The sequence below is a fragment of the Rhizobium sp. Nf11,1 genome, assembly GCF_050587665.1.
Taxonomy (GTDB): Bacteria; Pseudomonadota; Alphaproteobacteria; order Rhizobiales; family Rhizobiaceae; genus Rhizobium.
On sequence record NZ_JBOBHU010000025.1, the window covers coordinates 29,917 to 49,671 of the forward strand.

The following is a 19,755-nucleotide window of genomic DNA, read 5'->3' on the forward strand; positions in this document are numbered from 1 at the left end:
CATGAAAATCCTGGTTGAGATTGACGAGGCCTCGGCACGGCTCGAGGAATTGATTGACCTGGCGGCCGATTGCTGCGCTGACATCGATTGCCGCCGGGGAAGGGACGATGGACGAGGTCCTGAGGCTGGCTGCCGAGGGACGCGCCACCGTGCCCGCTGACGCGACCTCCAACACGGTGATCACTATGACGACCACGGCCTGCGCCGATGAACGTCGTCAATCGCTGCGCTCATGGACGAGGAAGAGGGTGCCATGGATGGCCGGGTGAGATTTGCGCTCGAAAAGCTGCTGAACGTCGCCCACGAGGACACCGGCCAAGGCCGGCGTGTCGCCAACTTCCTGCTTGCTTGGTGGAACGCCGAAGTGCATGGCGGGTTCGATCTCACCGATCTTGCCAATGTCGATCCGCACATCGGCGAGGACATGGCGACGATCTTCACCTTTCTCGCCCGCGAGGAGGACATCCTCTACCCGTATGACTACCGCAGCGAGATCGAGCAGATAATCGCGCCGTGGCAGCCACAGAAGGAGCAGGCCTAATGGTCGCCCGGCCGCGTCAGCCGGCGGTGCCGCAGGCGGTCGAGCGCCGCGCAGAACAACTCGATACGATCGCCGCGGTGCTGCCGATCGACCGACGCGACAAGCTCGCCGAACTGTTGACCGACCAGGATGTCGAGACACTGCGGCATCTCGTCAACGAAGGCATGGGCGAAAACACGCTGCGCGCGCTGACCTCCGATCTCGCCTATCTGGAAGCCTGGTCGTTAGCCGCAACCGGATCTCCCCTGCCCTGGCCGGCGCCGGAGGCGCTGCTGCTGAAATTCGTGGCACATCATCTTAGGAATCCGCGCCAGCGCGAGACTGATCCCGAGCACGGTATGCCGGCCGGCGTCGAGCACGCGTTGCGGGACGGCGGCTTCCTCAGGTCCACCGGCCCGCATGCGCCGGACACCGTGCGGCGGCGGCTTGCGAACTGGTCGACGCTAACGAGATGGCGCGGCGCTCAAGGTGCTTTCGCCTCCCCTGCCCTGAAATCGGCCGTTCGCCTCGCGGTCCGTGCCGTGCCGCGACAACGCCGTCGTAAGAGCGCCAAGGCGGTGACCGGCGACGTGCTGGCGAAGCTGCTGGCAACCTGCGGCGAACACAGTCTCCGCGATCTGCGCGATCGGGCGATCCTCATGGTCGCCTTCGCATCCGGCGGTCGTCGCCGCAGCGAAGTCGCCGGCCTGCGAAGAGAACAATTGAGGATCGAACCGCCGGTCAAAGGGGACGATGGCACAGCCCTCCCGTCTTTGTCGATTCACCTCGGCCGCACCAAGACCTCCGGCGCCGATCAGGACGAAGTTGTCTATTTGACCGGCCGACCTGTAGTCGCCCTGAACGCCTGGCTGGCGGCCGCCAAGATCGAAAGTGGCAGCGTGTTTCGGGCGATCGATCGCTGGGGCAATGTCAGCCGTCGGGCGCTTGATCCCAAGGCCGTCAATGACATTCTCAAGCAACGCGTAAGGATGGCCGGGCTGGAGCCGGGGGAGTTTTCGGCGCACGGGCTGCGATCCGGGTACCTCACGGAGGCTGCGAACCGAGGCATTCCCCTACCCGAAGCGATGGAGCAGTCGCGGCATCGTTCAGTGCAGCAGGCAACCAGCTACTACAATGATGCGTCCCGGCGTAGCGGCCGAGCCGCTCAACTCCTCAAGTAGACCGGGGCCGAAATCAGCGGTTCAGTACCTCATCAGTTGACGGCATGCGAAATCCCTAGGTGTGGCACTCAAGCGTTGGAGCGCACTACCCTTGCTTTCCTGTTTCGCCCGGGCAGGGCATGCCGAACACATGTTGCCACCCCGAGCATCGTCGGGCCTTCAGATTTGGCCCTTGCCGGTACCGCATTGCGGATGCCTCCATTCCGACCGCGGCTATGAGTTCCTCATAGGCGACACCTTTGTCCATAGGCCGAGTTGGCGCTTGGAGAATCGCGGTTGGCCCTAGATGGCTCGAGCTTGCGTAAGAGTCTGAGCCATCGCGCGATTGCCCCGTTTTTCTCAATTCGTAGGACGCTCTAGGCACTCCTTCCGCCGCGGAGACGAACGAAGTAGCGGAAGTATCGGACATGGTGGTCACCGATGCTACCGATCACAGGAAGATCGAATGTTCAAACGACGGCGATCGGCCACGACAATCTTCTATCCAGCCGGGCATACTTGAGGCTTGCTCAAAGAGGTAATGGCGGGAACGCACCTCGGCCCAAAGACAGCACTTAGCTCAGTCCGCTAGGTGCCCTGCCGCGTAGCTCAAAGCCCGCGGCAGGAGTCCGATCCAAATAGTGTTTCGACCAAGCAACCCGCGTCGATCAGCGATCCGCTTCTGCCTTGTCGCGGGAACATTTTAGCATCACCTTTCGGCGAGGGGCCGCTTCAACTGTCACAATAGAGGAGTCAAAAGAAGTGTCCCGGAGGCGAGTTTGCTGTCAGTTCATGGACGCGCTTAGCACGCCGCATAATCTGTGATGGGGGAGGAGCCCCTCGCAAAGGCCTTGATATGCGTCCGTCCTCCAGTCGCAGTTAGCCGCGGCTAACTGCGACTATGAGCCAGGAATTTGCAAACGCTTGAGCCTGCGCCGTCGGTCCCCCTTTGAGGCTTGAATCGCGGCGGCGATATTTGGGCGTGGGGGCCCTTTCTGCAGTGTCGAACTTGTGGACTGGGTTCCGCCAGAACGTCCACTGGGGAGGACCAGGCTAGTCGTTGACGAAGCGCTTCCTGGTCCGGGCGGGTCGGCGGCAGCCTACCCGATGACCCAGTCGGCCGTTAAACGTACCGGAGAAACTGCCGCTAGCCATGCAACTACTGGCCTTATTCGATCCGTTCTGAACGCGTGCTGAAGGAGCACCAAAATGCGTCAAGACCAAAGGATGAGCAGACAGACAGTTCCTTTCCCGTTCACGCACAATGCCGGCTGTAAGTGGCGGCTGCACCGCGGATGCGGCCCCCCCTGGCGAAAAGCGAACCAACAAGAATCACACTTCGACGAGGCACTCAGCGCTAAAGGAAGGCGACCCTAGGCCGCGAAGCTGTGCTTCGCAGGACCCGCCTTCTGCGAACAACCATTCGCCTGCTTGTCGATGTGCCTGACCGAAGCACCAGGTATCTGGAGCGAGTGGCCCCGTTGCACATGCATGAACCGCGCGAAGGTCAGCCAAGCGATCGCGGTTGTTGACGTGCTCGTCCCTGAACCATGATTGTCGCCGAGCAAGATGGGAAGGAGAGCCGTGACCCGGACCACGCGTGATAGGCCTCCTTCCTCACCGCTGGTACTTAACATTTGGCGCGGCCACCAAAGCTCATCGCAGTGTCACCAGCAGCCCGACTTGAGTTGTTGCCTGACCGACCGCAGACTGATCGTCACGACCGATCTTCGGATAGTAGCTGTCTTGGCCTCCTCGAGCCTCGCCGACCTTCGCTCCTGCGGCCAAGAGTCATCATTCCGCGTCGAACCTGTGATACGTGGCTCTAGATTGCCGAGTTAGCCGCGGCTAACTGCGCAAACAGGTCAGGCATATTAACTTTTCGTTAACCAAAAAGCCCTTGCCATCACGAGAGAATCGGGGGCAATAATACAACTGCGGTCAAAACCGAATTCTTCGACCAAAACCGCAGTTAGCTAAATTGGGCGAATCAGCATGACACAGACAGCAGAGAAAATTGTAACGGCGGACACATCCGATCTCAAAGGATTGATTCAGCGCCATTCCTCTGCGCTGTCAATGCAGCTCCAAGCCCATCACGCTACCGTTTTTCCACCGCATTCCGAAAAGGGAATCCGAAACTTTACTCCCGCGGAGACATCCAAGCTCATTGGAATAGGGGAGGGGTACTTGCGCCAAGTCGCCGCCGAAATGCCAAACCTATCCGCGGCGCAAACTGGCGGTCGGCGAAGCTACTCCGTCGAAGACATCCACGAATTGAGGAAGCATCTTGACCAAGGCACGAGGGGAGGGCGCCGCTATCTACCCCATCGCCGCGCTGAAGAGGAACTGCAGGTTATCGCCGTTATGAACTTCAAAGGGGGTTCGGGCAAAACGACAACATCAGCACATCTCGCGCAACACCTCGCTCTTCGTGGGTATCGTGTCCTCGCGATTGACCTCGACCCACAGGCAAGCCTTTCTGCCCTATTCGGCCACCAACCGGAAGTCGATGTCGGTCCGAACGAAACGCTCTACGGCGCCATTCGCTATGACGATCAGCAAAGACCCATCGCAGAAATTGTTCGCGCAACCTATATCCCAGATCTTCACCTGATCCCCGGAAACCTGGAACTCATGGAGTTCGAGCATGACACGCCGCGTGCGCTGATGAAGCGGCAGCCCGGCGACACGCTGTTTTTTGCCCGTATCGGTCAGGCCATTGCACAAGCGCAGAACCTCTATGACGTCGTCGTTATCGACTGCCCGCCCCAGCTCGGCTACCTCACGCTCTCTGCGCTCACGGCGGCCACATCCGTTTTGGTTACGGTCCATCCGCAGATGCTTGATGTAATGTCGATGAACCAATTTCTCGCAATGACCGGAGATCTCCTCGAGGAAATCTCCGCCGCCGGCGCTCGTTCTGACTACAACTGGATGCGCTATCTCGTGACCCGATTTGAACCGAGCGATGGACCACAGAACCAGATGGTTGCGTTCCTACGGTCCATATTCGGAGATCATGTCCTTATTCATCCAATGCTGAAAAGCACTGCCGTCTCCGATGCCGGTCTGACGAATCAAACATTGTATGAAGTTGAGCGCAGCCAATTTACGCGGGCGACCTACGACCGGGCTCTAGAATCGATGAACAACGTCAACGCTGAAATTGAAGGGTTGATCAAAAAGGCGTGGGGTAGGGTCGCATGAGCAGGAAAGACGTTTTCGCCAGTCTTGGCCAGCATGGTGCCGTCGCAGCAGATTCCGCCGAAGTTCGGGTCCAGAAAAACCGCGTGCGGCCGATCCTCGGATCGCCTGAGCTCATTCAAGATACCTCACGTTCACCGGTGGGTGCGATCGGACAGTCACTGAGTGAGGTCAGCGAGCGTAGCCGGCGCGCAGATGACATCGAGAAGCGACTTGCCGAAGGCCATGCGGTTGTTTCCCTGGACACGGCCGATATTGATCCATCGTTCATCCCGGATCGAATGCCAGGAGCGGCGGAGGCCCATGAGCGCCTCGTAAACTCTATCCGAGAACAAGGCCAACAGGTTCCCATTCTGGTCCGCCCACACCCGGACAAGCCGGGCCGGTACCAAGTTGCCTTTGGACATAGACGTCTTCGCGCAATCACTGAACTTGGCACCCGTGTGAACGCGATCGTCCGAGAGTTGACCGATGAGCAGCTCGTTGTGGCGCAGGGCCAAGAGAATAATGAACGGCAGGATCTCACCTATATTGAAAAGGCTCGGTTCGCCGATAAGCTCCAGCAACGCTTCTCCCGCGACGTGATCATGTCAGCCATGTCGGTGTACAAAAGCGACCTATCGAACATGTTGTCGGTAGTGGGGCGCATACCCGATGATTTGATTGACTCGATCGGCCCAGCGCCCTCCATCGGTCGCCGCAACTGGATGGAGCTTGCCGAGCTTCTATCGAGCAAGAAGTTGCTGGATCGAGCAATCGCATTCACTGGAGCAGAAGAAGTCCAAAGCCTTCCGTCCGAAGGGCGCTTCAAGGCGCTCCTCGCACATTTGAAGCCTCGTCCTAAGAAGGCGCAGGCGGACGTTTGGTCATCTCCCGCTGGCGAACGCCTCGCAAAAGTCACGCACAGCGATGCCAAGGTCGAGATGGTGATTGATCGGAAACAAGCGCCCGATTTCGCTGCTTTCGTCCTCGACAAGCTTCAATCGCTGTTTGAAGAGCATCGCTCAAAAAACTGAGCACCTGAAGTCATCGGAATAAGGAGAAAGCCGCAAAAGAAAAAAGCCCCCGAACGTAGCCGTCACGGAAGCTCTTCTCGATGTTTAGCAGCTAGAGAATCGCACTTCCGGGAATCACTGTCAAGAGTCTAGGCGTCATTCGACGAGCGGATTTCTTTTGCCTTTAGAAAGGTGAAGGAAATGGAGAGTGGAAGTGTGACGACGCCCTTCGGGCGGCGGACGATGTCGCTTGGGCTGTTTGCCAGACAGGTGGCATCCCGCAAGATTGAACCTGGCAAATCCATCGATAAATGGAAACTGTATCGAGCGCTCTGCGAGGCGAAGCCTCTTCTCGGCGTGACGGACCGAGCGCTTGCGGTGCTCAACGCACTGCTCAGCTTCTATCCGCACAACGAACTGTCGGAAGAGCACGGTCTCGTCGTGTTCCCGTCGAATGCCCAACTGTCGCTTCGCGCGCACGGCATGGCCGAGCAAACAATCCGGCGGCATGTTTCTGTCCTTGTCGGCGCAGGATTGCTCATCCGTAGGGATAGCCCTAACGGTAAGCGATACGCACGCAAATCCAGATCCGGTGAGATCTACGTCGCCTATGGATTTTCTCTGGCGCCATTGCTGGCCAGATCCGTAGAGATCGAGCAGCTCGCCGCCAAGGTCGTTGCTGAACGGCTGCACCTCCAGCATCTACGCGAACGTTGGACGCTCTGCCGCCGAGATGTCGTCAAGCTGGTCGAAACCGCGTTGCAGGAAAAGGCCGAAGGCGACTGGCCTGAGATTACCCTGGATCTCCAGGAACTGACAGCCAAGCTGCCCCGCGTCCCGACGATCGATCAACTCGAAACCGCGCTTGACGAATTGGAACTGCTTCGCGAGGAGGTGATCAAACAATTGGAATTGCAGCTAAAAAGCCAAAAAGAGAGCGGCAATCCCTGTCAGAATGAGCGGCACATAAAGAATTCACACACCGAATCTCTTACTGAATCTGAACCGTGCTTGGAAACCGATAGGATGGTGACCACGCAAATCGCTCAATTGGCACCGCAATCCGTACCTCAGCGGCGAACTGATCAGCCAAACCGGGAAAATTCAGGCTCATCGACGAGGGGAGGGGACCCCCAATCTGCCGAGTTGAGATCCTTCCCGCTCAGCCTCGTGTTGCAGGCTTGCCCCCAAATATCAGACTACGCTCCCGGCGGCAGGATCGGGAATTGGCGCGATCTGATGTCGGCCTCAGTCGTCGTTCGGTCGATGCTCCAGGTCAGCCCCTCAGCCTATCAGGAGGCCTGCCTAATCATGGGACCCGCAAATGCCGCTGCCGTCATGGCCTGCATTCTCGAGAAAGGAGAGAACATAAACTCAGCCGGCGGCTATCTGCGCGATCTCACCCGGCGGAGCGAGCGTGGCGAGTTCGGGCTAGGACCGATGCTTATGGCTCTGCTGCGCGCCAATGGACAGCAAGAGAGACTGGTCAGTTGAAGGGAGCGGACTTCGTTCCTTTGCCGCCCAGAAGGGACGCACGGATTCGCTGCGTCTTGTCAGGCTGAACTTGGCTTGGACCAGTCGTTTCAACTGACAGGTCTGTGTTTCCCTGTTTCCGGCTGAGTCCCAAGAAGCGCTGTTGGGCGAGCAATCTGTCTTCCGTTGACACAGGTTCGACCGGGCAGCCGTTGATGTCGTGCCTGTACGCGTCGGGCTGAGCGCTCGCAAAATAGTACCGTTTCGAGTGGACAAAAGCGGCAACCGCACGACGGAGCGTAGTAACGGTCACATCCGGTTTGAGTGCGGAGCGAAACTCCTCAAACAGACCGCGGGCGAAAGGGCGGATCGCATCACCTGGCGAAGCGGGCAGAATGCCAGCTGGCTATCTGAGCAGGTTGTTGATGGCAGCTGCTTTTTCAACATCTATGGGTATTGCCGCTACGGGGCCGCGGCTGACCGTCCATGACTTCATGTTCATCGTGCCTCTTTGCAATCGGCAGGCAGGTAGGCGTCGATCGTAACAGACTCAAGACGGACACTTCGACAATCGAGCAGCAGCCCCGCACCCGCTTTGGGAGGACTACAGCACGGGAATAGCTGCATTGCACAAAATTTGGGTTCCTTGTGCCGAATTTCTCGTCATACTGCACGTAGCTGAAGCACATGGCGGTCTACTCCTCCCAGTACCGCTGCATCAGCTGTTCCCCTCTGGAGGTTATTGACCTTCACCCTTTAAAGGGCCGCGGTTTCCGCTGGCCCTCTTTTTTTTTGCCGGCATGGCTTCCAGTCCAATGTCTGGAGGCAACCTAGCAGAGCACCTAAACACGGGCGATCTGCGGCTGTCGGCGGTTCCGACCCAGCTCTGCGTTCGTGAAGTTTGCTGCAACCGAGGCACGCCGACGACGATCAGTGTCCAAAAGGTGAAGGAGGTGCCGCCGGCGACACCGCGATGAACAGAAGTTCGATGCTTCCCAGCTCCATGAGTGTCAGCCGCGCGCTCCGACGAGGCGCTCGCGAGCCTCATGTGTCATTTGTGTAGCGCGCCGTATTTTAGCCAACCCTCAGCCATGTAGGATTCTACAGAAGCCATCATAGATTCCGCGATGTCTAATCGGAGGACCGCAACCATCGATGGAGAGAGATATGTCGATCCCACTCATATCACCAGTATTCCTGCCGGAGGATCATCCCGACCTGCTCGAAAACACGGATCTGCCGGCAAAGGTCATACGGAAGCTGCGCGACGCCTGCTTCACCCGGCTTAGCGATTTTGACAATTTGTCCGACATCGACTTGCTCCGCGAGCCAGGAATTGGTTTGCGTGACGTCCGGATCGCCGGGACGCTCGCGCTCGGCAAAAACTCAGCAATGGTGACAACCCTGTTGACTAGCCTCATCTTCGTGCATCGCTCACCCAGATCTAACCAATTTCCTCACTTCCAGGATGGTGGTCGTCCAAGAGCGGGGAATCGAAACTGTATCGGCAACGATAGAACAGCCATTTTCTCGTTGGCGGACTTTCCCCGGGTCGTCTCTTGCAAAGGTCCAGGACAGGGTCAGAAAGCTACATGTGCCACGGCTTTCGCCGCGTCGTGGTGAGCACGACAATCAGTTCGGGATGGGCAAGCTCGGTCTTGAAGTGCTCCTCGTTCGTTTAGTGAATAATTTGCGCCATCCTGCGACCGATTCTCCGGGGAGGACAGGCGTTGCCGGCAAGGGCAGGCTGGGTGTTTCGTTGCTTGGTTCAAAAATCGCCGTTTGGCAGTTTGTTATTGGCGCTAACGCGCCAGTACGCTGCCATGCTCAATCACCATCGGGTGCGCCAAGCATTTCGAAGAGAGTCTTCGATATCTCGAACTGCCGCGCAATGCCGCGCCCCATGGAGTTTTTAATGATCGTCTCCGTCAGAAGACCCCTTTTTACAAGAAGATTGACGGTTTCCTTCGCGCCGCTGCGTGTCAGCTGCAAAAGCTCGGAAATATTGGTCAAGGTCAGCGGCTGATGGGCCTGGCTCATCGAATAAAGCACCGACATCATGCCGATTTCCTTGAGCCGCGCGGTCGGCGTTTCGTCCTCCAGCGGATGATCCAGGATCTCCTGTAGGACGAGTCCGTTGAACAAGGCGTTGTGCCAATGTGTCTTGATCGCTCTTGTCATGTTTTTTTTAGTGGTTTAAACGCGTCATTATAAGTTTTGCTGCATCGGGCACGATTCGCTTCATCGGTGATCGCAGCCTGTCGTCCTGGAAGGGCCTGTGCATGAAAAAACCTGTGCTCAATTTGCTGTTCCCCATTTGCTGCATAGTATCACTCTATCTTGCTTCCGCTAGTCATACGCGGGCCGACGATTGGGGATGCCAGGTAATTTTATGCCTTTCCAATCCGGGCGGCCCCACGCAATTCGCCGAGTGCCGCCCGCCGGTCGAAAAGCTTTGGCGGCATCTCGCTCGGGGCCATTCCTTCCCGACCTGCAGCGGCGTCGGCTTCCACAGCTCAAAGCCCGGCTATGAACCCTATTACTGCGACGACGGCTACAAGCTCGTCGGCCGCTATGAGCCGCGCGGCCAGGAAGCCACCTGCATCTCGACGACGCTCAGCGAAGTGAGCCACACGCTGTGCCGTTTCGATTCAGATCGGGAAGGAAGCTCTTCCGGATCGGTTCTTTCTCCGCGATGGGAGCGCGTGAACGGTCATTCCAGGTGCATGGCCTATTCCATCACGCGCCCGAATGTTCGATCGCAGCCGCATTATGTCGATGTCACCATTGACGGCTCCGGCACCCATAGGGTCTGGTACTGACCATGGGGGCATTCGTAGATTTCGCCCAAACCTGCGCGCCGGCCGTGCAGGTCGAAACGCTGGCGGCCGTCGTCAGCCTCGAGAGCCGGTTTCAGCCCTACCATCTCCGCCTCAGAAACGGTGACCCGCTGACAGCGCAGCCGACGTCGAAAGCCGAGGCGATCGAACTTGCGACGTCGCTGATGGCTGAGCACCAGCAGATTCAGCTCGGGCTTGGCGGCATTTCAACCGCCGAACTCCAGAAGCTCGGCCTCTCCGTCTCGGACGCCTTCGATCCTTGCCTCAACCTCAAGGCCACAGGCGCTCTGCTCGACGGCTATTACCGGCTCGCCGCCGGCGCCGGGGCTGAACCAGCAAGAGCGGAGGCAGTGATGCTGCAGTCCTATTATGGACGCGGCGATCCCTCGACTGACGCCATGGCCGGATATGATGTGCGGGTGCGCGAGGAAGCCAAGCGTCTGTTGCCGGAGCTGTCCTCACTGACCGTTTCGAGCGCACCCGAACCGGCGGATCTCGACCAACAGCGCGACGTCGAGGACGCGCAGAAGCAATCCGTACAATCGTCTCGAACCGCCGAAGCAATGCCGTGGGATGTGTTCAGCACCCGGCGGCAGTCTTCGGTCCTCGTTTTTCAAAACCGCCGACCGGAGCCAACCGAATGATTTCCAGAGACACTCTTCGCCCTTTCGCCGCATCGACCCTGATGGCCGTAGCCCTCGTCGCATTGCTAGTCGAGCCAGCCTTCGCGCAATCGGCCGGCATCGAGACCGTGCTCCAGAACATTGTCGACATGCTCACCGGCAATATCGCCAAGCTGCTCGCCGTCATCGCGGTGATCATCATCTGCATCGCCTGGATGTTCGGCTACATGGATCTGAGGCGGGCCGGCTTCTGGATCATCGGTATCGGCGGCATTTTTGGCGCCACCGAACTCGTCAACACCATCGTTGGAAGCTGACCCGTGGCGAGCGCCCCGACATTGGAAGAAGACACGCTGTTCTTGGCCTGCACCCGGCCGGCCATGATTGCCGGCGTGACCATGGAGGCGATGGGTTTCAACATCATGCTGACGACCATCCTCTACATCACCGCGGGATCGATCGCCTATGCACTGGTCGGCGTCGTTTTTCATTTCATATTCCGGGCGCTGGTCAAACACGACCACAACATGTTCCGGCTACTTGTCGCCTGGCTTGAAACCCGCGGTCGCTCGCGCAATGCCGCCTATTGGGGCGGCGCAAGCCTCTCTCCGTTGAGACTTCGCAGACGCTATGACGAGAGGGACCTGAGCCTTGCCTAGTCTTGTGACGCTTCGCGCCCGTGAACTCGGGCCGGAAACCTTCATTCCCTATGTCCGCCATGTGGACGAGACGACCCTCGCGCTCTCCTCGAGAGCGATGATGGTGATGCTGGTGCTCGAGGGTGTGTCCTTCGAAACGGCCGACATTCTCGATCTCAACGGGCTGCACCGCGATCTCAATACGCTTTACCGCAACATTGCCGACGAGCGACTGGCGCTCTGGACGCATGTCATCCGTCGGCGCGACAACGCCTATCCCGATGGTGAATTCACAAATCCGTTTTCCGCGGAGCTCAACGCGAAATACCGCGAGCGCATGGTCCGGGAGGATCTGTTTCGCAATGACCTCTATGTCAGCCTGATCTGGCATCCCGATCGCGATCCGGCCGAAAAAGCCGCAAGCTTCGTAAAGCGATTGCGTAGCGCCCGCCGCAGGGGCGGGGAGGTGGACGAAACCGCGCTCAAACACCTTCGCGACAAAGTGACGGATGTGGTCGCCGGCCTCAAGCGCTTCGAGCCAAGATCCCTTGGCCTCTATGAGAAAGACGGCATCCTGTTTTCCGAACCGAGCGAAGTGCTGCATCAGCTTGTCGGCGGACGACGCGAGCCTGTCCCGCTGACCGAGGGCCAGATATCCTCGGCGATCTACTCCGACCGCGTGATCTTCGGCCGCGAAACCGCCGAGATCCGCCACGAGGCGATGAACCGCTATGCCGGCATGTTCGGCTTCAAGGAATATCCCGCTTCGACGCGTTCCGGCATGCTCGACGGCATCCTGACCGCGCCCTTCGAGCTCATCTTGACGCAGTCCTTCGCCTTCGCCTCAAAAGCCGACGCGCGCACGATCATGGGGCGCAAGCAAAACCAGATGGTCAGCGCCGGCGACAAGGCCGCCTCGCAGATCGGCGAGCTCAGCGAAGCGATGGATGATCTGGAATCCAACCGCTTCGTTCTTGGCGAGCACCATCTGACGCTGTCGGTCTTCGCGCCCTCGGTCAGGGAGCTGACCGACAATATGGCCAAGGCCCGCGCCCATCTGACCAATGGCGGCGCGGTGGTCGCCCGTGAGGATCTCGGACTGGAAGCGGCCTGGTGGGCGCAACTGCCGGGCAATACTCGCTTTCGGGCGCGCTCCGGCGCCATTACCTCGAAGAACTTCGCAGCTCTCTCGCCCTATCACTCCTACCCGACGGGACAGAAGGACGGCAATGAATGGGGTTCTGCCGTCGCCATGCTGAAGACCGCGTCGGGCTCGCCGTTTTACTTCAACTTCCATCATGGCGATCTCGGCAACACCTTCGTCTGCGGCCCATCGGGCGCCGGCAAGACCGTGCTTCTCAATTTCATGCTCTCGCAACTCGAAAAGCACGACCCGTATATGGTGTTTTTCGACAAGGATCGTGGCGCCGATCTTTTCGTTCGCGCCGCCGGCGGCAATTACCTGCCGCTCAGGAATGGCGTTCCCACCGGCTGCGCGCCCTTAAAGGCACTCGACCTCAACGCGGCCAATAAGGTGTTCCTGGCGCAATGGGTGGGTAAGCTTGTCGGGTCCGCGACGCGGGAGCTGACCGTCTCAGAACTGCGAGACATCGCCTCGGCCGTGGATGGTCTCGCCGACCTTCCCGTTGAGCGCCGCTCGATCGGCGCGCTTCGGACATTCCTCAACAATACCGATCCAGAGGGTATCGCGTCGCGGCTCAGGCGCTGGGAGAGGGGAGGGCCGCTCGGCTGGGTGTTCGACAATGAGCTCGACGACATTGGCATTGGCGCGAAGTTCATCGGCTACGACATGACCGATTTCCTCGACAACGAGGAGATCCGCACGCCTCTTATGGCCTATCTCTTCTACCGCATCGAGCAACTGATAGACGGTCGCCGCATCATCATCGTCATCGACGAGTTCTGGAAGGCGCTAAAGGACGAGGGTTTTCGCGAGCTCGCCCAGAACAAGCTCAAAACCATCCGCAAGCAGAACGGACTGATGCTGTTTGCCACTCAAAGCCCACGCGACGCGATCGCCTCGCCGATCGCGCATACGATCATTGAGCAATGCCCGACACAGATTTTCCTTCCCAATCCGCGCGGCGACCAAGGCGACTATGTCGACGGCTTCAAGCTGACCGGGCGGGAATTCGAACTGGTTGCACGCGAACTCCCAGTCGAAAGCCGTCGCTTCATCGTCAAGCAGGGCCATAACAGCGTGGTTGCAGAGCTGAACCTCAATGGCTTTGACGACGAACTTGCGATCCTGTCGGGGCGAACCGCCAACGTGGAGCTTGCCGACGCCGTCCGCGCCGAGCTTGGCGACGACCACTGCGAATGGCTCGCCGTATTCCAGCAAAGAAGGAGAGCGCTCTAATGGGTATGCGCCAAACCGCCGCGATCACAACGATCCTGGCTTTGATCCTCCCCGCCAATCACCCCTCAGCCCAAGGCATACCGGTGATCGACCAGACGGCGATCGCCAAGCAGATCGAAAGCATCGCCCAGCTGAAATCCCAGCTCGATGCGCTCAATCAGCAGATCGAGCAGGCCCAGCAACTCTATGGCTCGCTGAACAAGATCACCGACATGGCCGATGTCGCGAGCCTGTTGAACGACCCCGCGATCAGAAGGGCGTTGCCCCCTGACTTCAAGACGGTCGAGAGCCTGTTTAACGGCCAAGGCACCGGCGTCTTCGAGAGTTCGGCCACGAAGTTCCTCGACAGTAACTCCACATACCGGACCGACGCTGAAGATTTCTATGCCCAGGAACTGAGCCGCGTGCAAAATCAGAACGCCGGGCAGATGAGCCTCGGCGAACAAATCTATGATGCCGCGACCAAGCGCATCGACGGCATCGACCAGCTTCGCCAGAAGATCTCCAGCGCAGCCGATGCCAAGGACATTGCCGACCTGCAGGCGCGCTTGCAGGCGGAGTCGGCGTACTTGCAGACCGACGTTCTTCGTATGCAGGGGCTCCAGATGATCCAGAGCGCGCAAGGTGAGGTCGACGACCAGCGCAAAGCGGAGGATTGGCGAAAGCGCATGGACGCCATGGGAGCGGCCCTGCCATGAAGCGCGTTCTCCCACTCATTATGCTGGGCGTGCTCGCTTCATGCTCCGGTGAAACGCAAAAGGTCCATACCGTCGATGAACTTCTCGCCGACGAGCCCCTTCTGGCGAAGATCCTCGGCGAATGCCGCAACAATCCCGGTGAACTCGGCAGCACGTCCAATTGCCAAAATGCCGAAAGCGCCGACGGCAAGCTGCGTCTGGAGCGGATGCGCCAATCGCTTGGAGGCTGATGCATGTACCAGGTCTTCAGCTTCGTCGATGCGCAATTCAAGGCACCGCTCGAAAATTTCATTTCTTCCGGCACGTCGAATATTGCCAATTGGGTCAGCGGACCGCTGACGGCGGCACTCACGCTCTACGTCGTACTTTACGGCTATCTGGTGCTACGCGGCTCGGTGCAGGAACCCGTTCTCGAATTTGCTTTCCGGGCTATCAAGCTTGCCATCATCGTCATGCTGGTCAGGAATGCCAGCGAGTACCAGACCTACGTCACCAATATCTTCTTTGAGACGCTTCCGAAAGAAATCTCCCAGGCGCTGAACAGCGGCACGGCGCCGAGCGCCTCGACCTTCGACAGCCTGCTCGACAAGGGTCAGCGCTGCGCCTACGAGATCTGGTCTCGGGCCTCCTGGCCGGTCGATATCGTTACCGGGATCGGCGGCATGATGGTGATCGGCGCAAGCTTCATCGTCGCGGCGATCGGATATATCGTCTCGCTCTATGCGCGGCTGGCGCTCGCAATCGTACTGGCGATCGGTCCAATTTTCATCGCGCTGGCCATGTTTCAAGCAACACGCCGCTTCACCGAATCCTGGATCGGCCAGCTCGCCAATTTCGTCATCCTTCAGGTCCTTGTCGTGGCAATCGGGTCGCTGCTGATCACCTGCATCGATACAACATTTACCGCCATCGAAGGCTATAGCGACGTGCTGATGCGGCCGATCGCGCTTTGCGCCATCTGCCTCGCCGCGCTCTACGTCTTTTATCAATTGCCCGGCATCGCCTCGGCGCTTGCAGCCGGCGGCGCCTCGCTCACCTACGGATACGGGGCGGCACGCGATGCGCACGAAAGTACGCTTGCCTGGGCCGCCTCCCGGGCCGCCGGCGCGGTCGGGCGCGGCGCGCGATCGCTGAGCCGACGCACGACAGAACGCACGGCCGAATGACGGCCGCCCGGTAAACTCCTCAAGGTAATTCCGCATGATCCGCACGATTTTATCGCTCTTTCTCCTTACCGGTTTGGCGAGCTGCGCCTCGATCTCCTACCCGCTTCCCAAGTGTGACGGCTATGCCCGCCGTCCGCTGAACCGCGCAATGTGGCAGTGGGAGGACAAGAGCCCCACCAGACAGCCGACCTCCGCTGCAACGCCCTATGCCGAGGTGCAGAACCAGGCCGCGCCTGCCGCCTTCGAACAGTTCGACATCGCCGGCTCCTACCGAAACTGCGGGGAGGAATGACATGGTGACCACGGACAGTCTCAAGAGCTATTTCGATAAGGCCCGCCGCTTCGATCAGGACCGCCTCCTTCAGGTCGAGCGATCTGCGCGCATCGCCTGGTCTGTTGCGATCGCCGCCGGCGTACTCGCCGCCGCATCCGTCTTTGCGATCGCGGCGCTGACGCCGCTCAAGACCGTCGAGCCCTTCGTCGTCCGGGTCGACAATTCGACCGGCATTGTTGATGTCGTCTCGGCGCTCACCGCGACCGCCGGCAGCTATGATGAGGCCGTGACTAAGTACTTCGCGGCCAAATATGTGCGGGCTCGCGAAGGTTATGTTTGGAGCGAGGCGGAAGAGAATTTCCGCAACGTGGCACTCCTGTCGACCCAGGCCGAGCAGACCCGATTTGCCGCACTCTATCGCGGCAGCAACCCGGATTCGCCCCAGAACGTCTATGGCCGCGGCGCGACCGCACGCATCAATATCGTGTCGATTTCGCTGATCAACGCCAACGTCGTCTCGGTCCGCTACATGCGTACAGTCACGCGCGGCGAGGAGGTGAAGACCACCCATTGGGTGGCAACGCTCACCTTCTCCTATGCCAACGCCCCGATGTCCTCCACCGACCGCCTGGTCAATCCTCTGGGGTTCGTCGTCAGTGACTATCGCGCCGATCCGGAGACCATCAATTGAGACCGCATTACCTCATTTCCCTTCTGCTGGTCGGAAGTCTCGCATCCTCAGCCCTCGCACTCGAGGTTCCGCGCGGCGCGACCCAGGACAACCGTATCCGTTTCGTCAACTACCAGCCCTATAACATCACGAAGATCGTCGGCGCGCTGAGATCCTCGGTGCAGATCGAGTTTGCCGCCGACGAGGAAATCGCCCATGTCGCACTCGGCAACTCCGTCGCCTGGGAGGTGGCACCGGCCGGACACATTCTCTTCCTGAAACCCCGGGAGAACCAGCCGGTCACTAACATCTCGGTCGTGACCACGCGCCGCGACGGGTCGACCCGCAGCTACCAGATGGAACTGACCGTGCGCGACGGCTCGGTCGCCGCCGGCCAGAACACTTACTTTTATGTGAAATATCGCTACCCGGCCGATGAAGCGGAGAGGCGGCGGCTGGAGGCGGCCGCCCGGGCTCAGGCCGCGCAGTCGGCGGAGGCCGATCGGGTGCTCGGCCTCCACGAAGCCTATGGTCCGCGCAACTGGCGCTATTCGGCGGAAGGGTCGCAAGCACTCGAGCCGCAGGCGGTCTATGACAACGGTAAGGTCACCACCTTCTCTTTCGTCGGAAACCAGGAGATGCCGGCGATCTACATGGAAAATTCCGACGGCACGGAAAGCCTCGTACCAAAATCGGTCTCGGGCAACCTTGTGCTCGTCCATGCGATTAGCCGCAAGTTCATCCTGCGCCGGGGAGGGGATGTGCTCTGCATCTTCAACGAAGCCTACGATCGCGTCGGTATCAATCCCGAGACCAACACGACATCACCGTCCGTCGAACGTGTCATGAAGACGCCGACGGGCGAATAAGGATAGGGAGGTCCAATGGCCGAGGAAGAACCGAACCGGATCCCGGGCGAGCGCGCCGAAACGACCACCGGCCGCAGGCTCGACAACAATCCGGTGCTCAAACGCGGCGCGGTCGCGCTTGCGATCGTCGTCTTCGTCACCTTCGCGCTCTGGTCGATGCGCGGAGAAAACAAGGATGGTGACGGCGCACAGCCCGAGCGCGTCGTCATCCGCCAGACATCGGACTTCGAGCCGGCGAAGGAAAAAGCCGAACCGGTCGTCACGCCGACCGAAGTCAAATTGCCGACGCCGGTCGTCACCGAGGCGGCCCCGTCGGAGGACGATAAGCTGCTCGACGCCGCACGTCGCGCGCCGGTGATCGCTTTTGGCGGCAGATCGCCGTCGACGCATCGCCAGACAGACGAGAAGACGGCCGACGCCACGTCGAACTATCTGCCGCTGGGTGTCAATCCAGTGGGCATCAACACACAAGCCGAAAACGAAGATCAGCGCTTCAACCGCCTGATGACCCCCACCCAGTTGCAGGGGTCGCGCGCCGGCACGCTCGGTAACCGGGACTTCATCGTTGCAATGGGAACCTCGATCCCTTGCGTGCTCGAAACCGCGCTCGCCTCCGACCAGCCGGGCTTCACCAGTTGCGTCATCAATCGGGATGTCCTCTCCGATAATGGCCGCGTCGTGTTGATGGAAAAGGGCACGCAGGTGGTAGGCGAATATCGCGGCGGCCTGCAGCGCGGACAAAAACGCCTGTTTGTACTTTGGAACCGCGCCAAGACCCCGAAAGGCGTGATCGTCACGCTCGCGTCGCCGGCAACCGATGCGCTCGGGCGCGCCGGTATGGACGGCTATGTCGATACCCATTGGTGGGAACGGTTCGGCAGCGCCATTCTGCTATCCATCGTCGGCGACGCGACCTCCTATGCCAACAGCCGGCTGCAGGACAGCGATGTCGATGCCCAGAACACCACAAATGCGGGCAACCAGGCGGCGGCCATCGCGGTCGAGCAGTCGATCAACATTCCGCCGACGCTCATGAAGCATCAGGGCGAACTGGTGTCGATCTTCGTGGCGCGCGACCTCGACTTCTCAAGCGTCTATCGCCTGCGCGTTACCGAACCTCGCAATCGCATCTATGACCGCGCCGTACTCGGGGATTTCCTGCCGGGTTCGAAGCTCGTGACCAAATAGGCTCTCTCATGACCGAAGGCCCAGACGCCGGTGTCGTACGGGAGCTGCTTGTTCCCTTTGCAGACTTCTTGGCTGACGAGACACTCTACGAAGTGATCGTCAATCGGCCCGGGCAAGTCCTGACGGAAGGTGTCGGTGGGTGGCGGACCCATGACCTGCCGGCCCTTTCGTTCCAAAAGTTGATGCGCCTTGCCCGGGCCGTGGCCAGCTTCTCCCATCAATCGATTGATGAAACCCGGCCGATCCTGTCGGCTACGTTGCCCGATGACGAACGCATCCAGATCGTTATTCCGCCGGCAACCGCCAAGGAGACCGTCAGCATCACGATCCGCAAGCCGTCTTCCGTGTCGCTCAGCCTGCAGGATCTGGAGAACGGCGGGCTATTCGCCGACGTCGCTCCGGTAAGCGGCGACGCAGCACCCTCCGACCACCGGCTCTTGGAACTCTATCGAACCGGCGCCCTTAGGGCCTTCCTTCAGGAGGCCGTGCTTGCGCGAAAGAACATCATCATCTCCGGCGCCACGGGCTCGGGCAAGACGACGCTTTCAAAGGCACTGATCCGGCATATTCCGGATCACGAGCGCATCATCTCGATTGAGGACACGCCTGAGCTCGTCATCCCGCAGCCCAACAACGTGCGTCTGTTCTATTCCAAGGGCGGGCAGGGTCTTGCAAAAGTCTCCGCGAAGGAATTGCTTGAATCCTGCCTGCGCATGCGCCCCGATCGCATCCTGCTTCAGGAACTGCGCGATGGGACGGCATTCTATTACATCCGCAATGTGAATTCCGGTCATCCCGGTTCGATCACAACAGTGCATGCGGACTCCGCCGAACTAGCCTTCGAACAGTTGACGCTGCTCGTGAAGGAATCGGACGGCGGCAAGGATCTCGAGCGCCGCGACATCCGTGAGATGCTCAAAATCGCCATCGATGTCGTTGTGCAATGCAGGCGCGTCGACGGGAAGTTTCGAGTGACGGAAATCTATTTTCGGGCCGCTGGATCTGACCCAGACGCCATCAACAGTCACTAGCGCGAATAGCGGGGCGGGGTAAA

At 59.6% G+C, this 19,755-nt stretch carries 21 protein-coding genes and 1 pseudogene; 20 read left to right on the forward strand and 2 right to left on the reverse strand.

Annotated features, from left to right (window positions below; genetic code table 11):
* The first annotated feature begins 53 nt into the window (after positions 1 to 53).
* The 6 genes from ACQ7C1_RS26865 to repC all read left to right on the forward strand — a co-directional run bounded on the left by ACQ7C1_RS26865 (position 54) and on the right by repC (position 7,376).
* Positions 54 to 269: a hypothetical protein gene (locus ACQ7C1_RS26865; protein WP_430960464.1), complete on the forward strand. Its 216-nt coding sequence runs from the start codon at positions 54 to 56 to the stop codon at positions 267 to 269.
* Complete coding sequence (locus ACQ7C1_RS26870; RefSeq protein WP_430960465.1) at positions 254 to 541, forward strand: DUF7673 family protein; 288 nt, start codon at positions 254 to 256, stop codon at positions 539 to 541. The genes ACQ7C1_RS26865 and ACQ7C1_RS26870 overlap by 16 nt, the downstream gene beginning before the upstream one ends.
* Complete coding sequence (locus tag ACQ7C1_RS26875; RefSeq protein WP_430960466.1) at positions 541 to 1,701, forward strand: site-specific integrase; 1,161 nt, start codon at positions 541 to 543, stop codon at positions 1,699 to 1,701. The genes ACQ7C1_RS26870 and ACQ7C1_RS26875 overlap by 1 nt, the downstream gene beginning before the upstream one ends.
* Positions 1,702 to 3,675: 1,974 nt before the next feature.
* Positions 3,676 to 4,890, forward strand: a complete 1,215-nt coding sequence (repA, locus tag ACQ7C1_RS26880) for a plasmid partitioning protein RepA (protein ID WP_413990732.1) — start codon at positions 3,676 to 3,678, stop codon at positions 4,888 to 4,890.
* Positions 4,887 to 5,903, forward strand: a complete 1,017-nt coding sequence (gene repB / locus ACQ7C1_RS26885; RefSeq protein ID WP_430960467.1) for a plasmid partitioning protein RepB — start codon at positions 4,887 to 4,889, stop codon at positions 5,901 to 5,903. The genes repA and repB overlap by 4 nt, the downstream gene beginning before the upstream one ends.
* A gap of 180 nt (positions 5,904 to 6,083) precedes the next feature.
* Positions 6,084 to 7,376, forward strand: a complete 1,293-nt coding sequence (gene repC / locus ACQ7C1_RS26890) for a plasmid replication protein RepC (protein ID WP_430960468.1) — start codon at positions 6,084 to 6,086, stop codon at positions 7,374 to 7,376.
* Here the strand turns inward: repC and ACQ7C1_RS26895 are convergent.
* Positions 7,369 to 7,851: pseudogene (locus ACQ7C1_RS26895) on the reverse strand (ProQ/FINO family protein). The gene repC and the pseudogene ACQ7C1_RS26895 overlap by 8 nt on opposite strands.
* Positions 7,852 to 8,522: 671 nt before the next feature.
* On the opposite strand from ACQ7C1_RS26895, the gene ACQ7C1_RS26900 reads away from it, so the two are divergent.
* Complete coding sequence (locus ACQ7C1_RS26900) at positions 8,523 to 8,978, forward strand: hypothetical protein (protein ID WP_430960469.1); 456 nt, start codon at positions 8,523 to 8,525, stop codon at positions 8,976 to 8,978.
* 204 nt (positions 8,979 to 9,182) lie between these two features.
* On the opposite strand, the gene ACQ7C1_RS26905 is transcribed toward ACQ7C1_RS26900, so the two are convergent.
* The gene (locus ACQ7C1_RS26905; protein WP_430960470.1) at positions 9,183 to 9,536 is read right to left on the reverse strand and encodes a MarR family transcriptional regulator; all 354 of its coding nucleotides are present in this window, start codon (positions 9,534 to 9,536) and stop codon (positions 9,183 to 9,185) included.
* A 101-nt stretch (positions 9,537 to 9,637) separates the two neighbouring features.
* Here ACQ7C1_RS26905 and ACQ7C1_RS26910 point away from each other — a divergent pair, with 101 nt between their 5' ends.
* Genes ACQ7C1_RS26910 through virB11 form a run of 13 tightly spaced genes read left to right on the forward strand, consistent with a single transcriptional unit; the run spans position 9,638 to position 19,732 of the window.
* Positions 9,638 to 10,177, forward strand: coding sequence for a hypothetical protein (locus ACQ7C1_RS26910; RefSeq protein ID WP_430960471.1), 540 nt, complete (start codon positions 9,638 to 9,640; stop codon positions 10,175 to 10,177).
* Between the two features lie 2 nt (positions 10,178 to 10,179).
* Positions 10,180 to 10,839, forward strand: coding sequence for a lytic transglycosylase domain-containing protein (locus tag ACQ7C1_RS26915; protein ID WP_430960472.1), 660 nt, complete (start codon positions 10,180 to 10,182; stop codon positions 10,837 to 10,839).
* Positions 10,836 to 11,135, forward strand: coding sequence for a TrbC/VirB2 family protein (locus tag ACQ7C1_RS26920; protein WP_278026079.1), 300 nt, complete (start codon positions 10,836 to 10,838; stop codon positions 11,133 to 11,135). Before ACQ7C1_RS26915 ends, ACQ7C1_RS26920 begins: the two co-directional genes overlap by 4 nt.
* A gap of 3 nt (positions 11,136 to 11,138) precedes the next feature.
* On the forward strand, positions 11,139 to 11,477 hold the full coding sequence (locus ACQ7C1_RS26925; protein ID WP_069460906.1) for a type IV secretion system protein VirB3: 339 nt from the start codon (positions 11,139 to 11,141) through the stop codon (positions 11,475 to 11,477).
* On the forward strand, positions 11,470 to 13,836 hold the full coding sequence (locus tag ACQ7C1_RS26930; RefSeq protein ID WP_430960473.1) for a VirB4 family type IV secretion/conjugal transfer ATPase: 2,367 nt from the start codon (positions 11,470 to 11,472) through the stop codon (positions 13,834 to 13,836). The genes ACQ7C1_RS26925 and ACQ7C1_RS26930 overlap by 8 nt, the downstream gene beginning before the upstream one ends.
* A 5-nt stretch (positions 13,837 to 13,841) precedes the next feature.
* Positions 13,842 to 14,534: a P-type DNA transfer protein VirB5 gene (gene virB5 / locus ACQ7C1_RS26935; protein ID WP_430960514.1), complete on the forward strand. Its 693-nt coding sequence runs from the start codon at positions 13,842 to 13,844 to the stop codon at positions 14,532 to 14,534.
* Complete coding sequence (locus tag ACQ7C1_RS26940) at positions 14,531 to 14,764, forward strand: EexN family lipoprotein (protein WP_430960474.1); 234 nt, start codon at positions 14,531 to 14,533, stop codon at positions 14,762 to 14,764. The genes virB5 and ACQ7C1_RS26940 overlap by 4 nt, the downstream gene beginning before the upstream one ends.
* 3 nt (positions 14,765 to 14,767) lie before the next feature.
* Positions 14,768 to 15,700 carry a type IV secretion system protein gene (locus ACQ7C1_RS26945; protein ID WP_430960475.1) on the forward strand — a complete coding sequence of 311 codons (933 nt, stop codon included), beginning with the start codon at positions 14,768 to 14,770 and terminating at the stop codon, positions 15,698 to 15,700.
* 34 nt (positions 15,701 to 15,734) lie between these two features.
* Positions 15,735 to 15,992, forward strand: a complete 258-nt coding sequence (locus tag ACQ7C1_RS26950; protein ID WP_278026074.1) for a hypothetical protein — start codon at positions 15,735 to 15,737, stop codon at positions 15,990 to 15,992.
* Position 15,993: 1 nt separating this feature from the next.
* Positions 15,994 to 16,665: a virB8 family protein gene (locus tag ACQ7C1_RS26955; RefSeq protein ID WP_430960476.1), complete on the forward strand. Its 672-nt coding sequence runs from the start codon at positions 15,994 to 15,996 to the stop codon at positions 16,663 to 16,665.
* On the forward strand, positions 16,662 to 17,513 hold the full coding sequence (gene virB9 / locus ACQ7C1_RS26960) for a P-type conjugative transfer protein VirB9 (protein ID WP_430960477.1): 852 nt from the start codon (positions 16,662 to 16,664) through the stop codon (positions 17,511 to 17,513). Before ACQ7C1_RS26955 ends, virB9 begins: the two co-directional genes overlap by 4 nt.
* Before the next feature lie 15 nt (positions 17,514 to 17,528).
* Entirely contained in the window at positions 17,529 to 18,701 is a 1,173-nt protein-coding gene (gene virB10 / locus ACQ7C1_RS26965) for a type IV secretion system protein VirB10 (protein ID WP_430960478.1), read from the forward strand.
* Positions 18,702 to 18,709: 8 nt separating this feature from the next.
* Positions 18,710 to 19,732: a P-type DNA transfer ATPase VirB11 gene (gene virB11, locus ACQ7C1_RS26970; RefSeq protein ID WP_430960479.1), complete on the forward strand. Its 1,023-nt coding sequence runs from the start codon at positions 18,710 to 18,712 to the stop codon at positions 19,730 to 19,732.
* The last annotated feature ends 23 nt before the right edge of the window (positions 19,733 to 19,755 follow it).

Bases quoted from the DNA above. Each gene is read 5' to 3' on its own strand.
- ACQ7C1_RS26910 (WP_430960471.1), top strand. From the start codon at position 9,638: ATGAAAAAACCTGTGCTCAATTTGCTGTTCCCCATTTGCTGCATAGTA.
- ACQ7C1_RS26950 (WP_278026074.1), top strand. From the start codon at position 15,735: ATGATCCGCACGATTTTATCGCTCTTTCTCCTTACCGGTTTGGCGAGC.
- repB (WP_430960467.1), top strand. From the start codon at position 4,887: ATGAGCAGGAAAGACGTTTTCGCCAGTCTTGGCCAGCATGGTGCCGTC.
- ACQ7C1_RS26905 (WP_430960470.1), bottom strand. From the start codon at position 9,536: ATGACAAGAGCGATCAAGACACATTGGCACAACGCCTTGTTCAACGGA.
- ACQ7C1_RS26920 (WP_278026079.1), top strand. From the start codon at position 10,836: ATGATTTCCAGAGACACTCTTCGCCCTTTCGCCGCATCGACCCTGATG.
- ACQ7C1_RS26900 (WP_430960469.1), top strand. From the start codon at position 8,523: ATGTCGATCCCACTCATATCACCAGTATTCCTGCCGGAGGATCATCCC.
- ACQ7C1_RS26955 (WP_430960476.1), top strand. From the start codon at position 15,994: ATGGTGACCACGGACAGTCTCAAGAGCTATTTCGATAAGGCCCGCCGC.
- ACQ7C1_RS26915 (WP_430960472.1), top strand. From the start codon at position 10,180: ATGGGGGCATTCGTAGATTTCGCCCAAACCTGCGCGCCGGCCGTGCAG.
- ACQ7C1_RS26870 (WP_430960465.1), top strand. From the start codon at position 254: ATGGATGGCCGGGTGAGATTTGCGCTCGAAAAGCTGCTGAACGTCGCC.
- ACQ7C1_RS26940 (WP_430960474.1), top strand. From the start codon at position 14,531: ATGAAGCGCGTTCTCCCACTCATTATGCTGGGCGTGCTCGCTTCATGC.
- ACQ7C1_RS26875 (WP_430960466.1), top strand. From the start codon at position 541: ATGGTCGCCCGGCCGCGTCAGCCGGCGGTGCCGCAGGCGGTCGAGCGC.
- virB10 (WP_430960478.1), top strand. From the start codon at position 17,529: ATGGCCGAGGAAGAACCGAACCGGATCCCGGGCGAGCGCGCCGAAACG.
- repA (WP_413990732.1), top strand. From the start codon at position 3,676: ATGACACAGACAGCAGAGAAAATTGTAACGGCGGACACATCCGATCTC.
- virB5 (WP_430960514.1), top strand. From the start codon at position 13,842: ATGCGCCAAACCGCCGCGATCACAACGATCCTGGCTTTGATCCTCCCC.
- repC (WP_430960468.1), top strand. From the start codon at position 6,084: ATGGAGAGTGGAAGTGTGACGACGCCCTTCGGGCGGCGGACGATGTCG.
- virB11 (WP_430960479.1), top strand. From the start codon at position 18,710: ATGACCGAAGGCCCAGACGCCGGTGTCGTACGGGAGCTGCTTGTTCCC.
- ACQ7C1_RS26945 (WP_430960475.1), top strand. From the start codon at position 14,768: ATGTACCAGGTCTTCAGCTTCGTCGATGCGCAATTCAAGGCACCGCTC.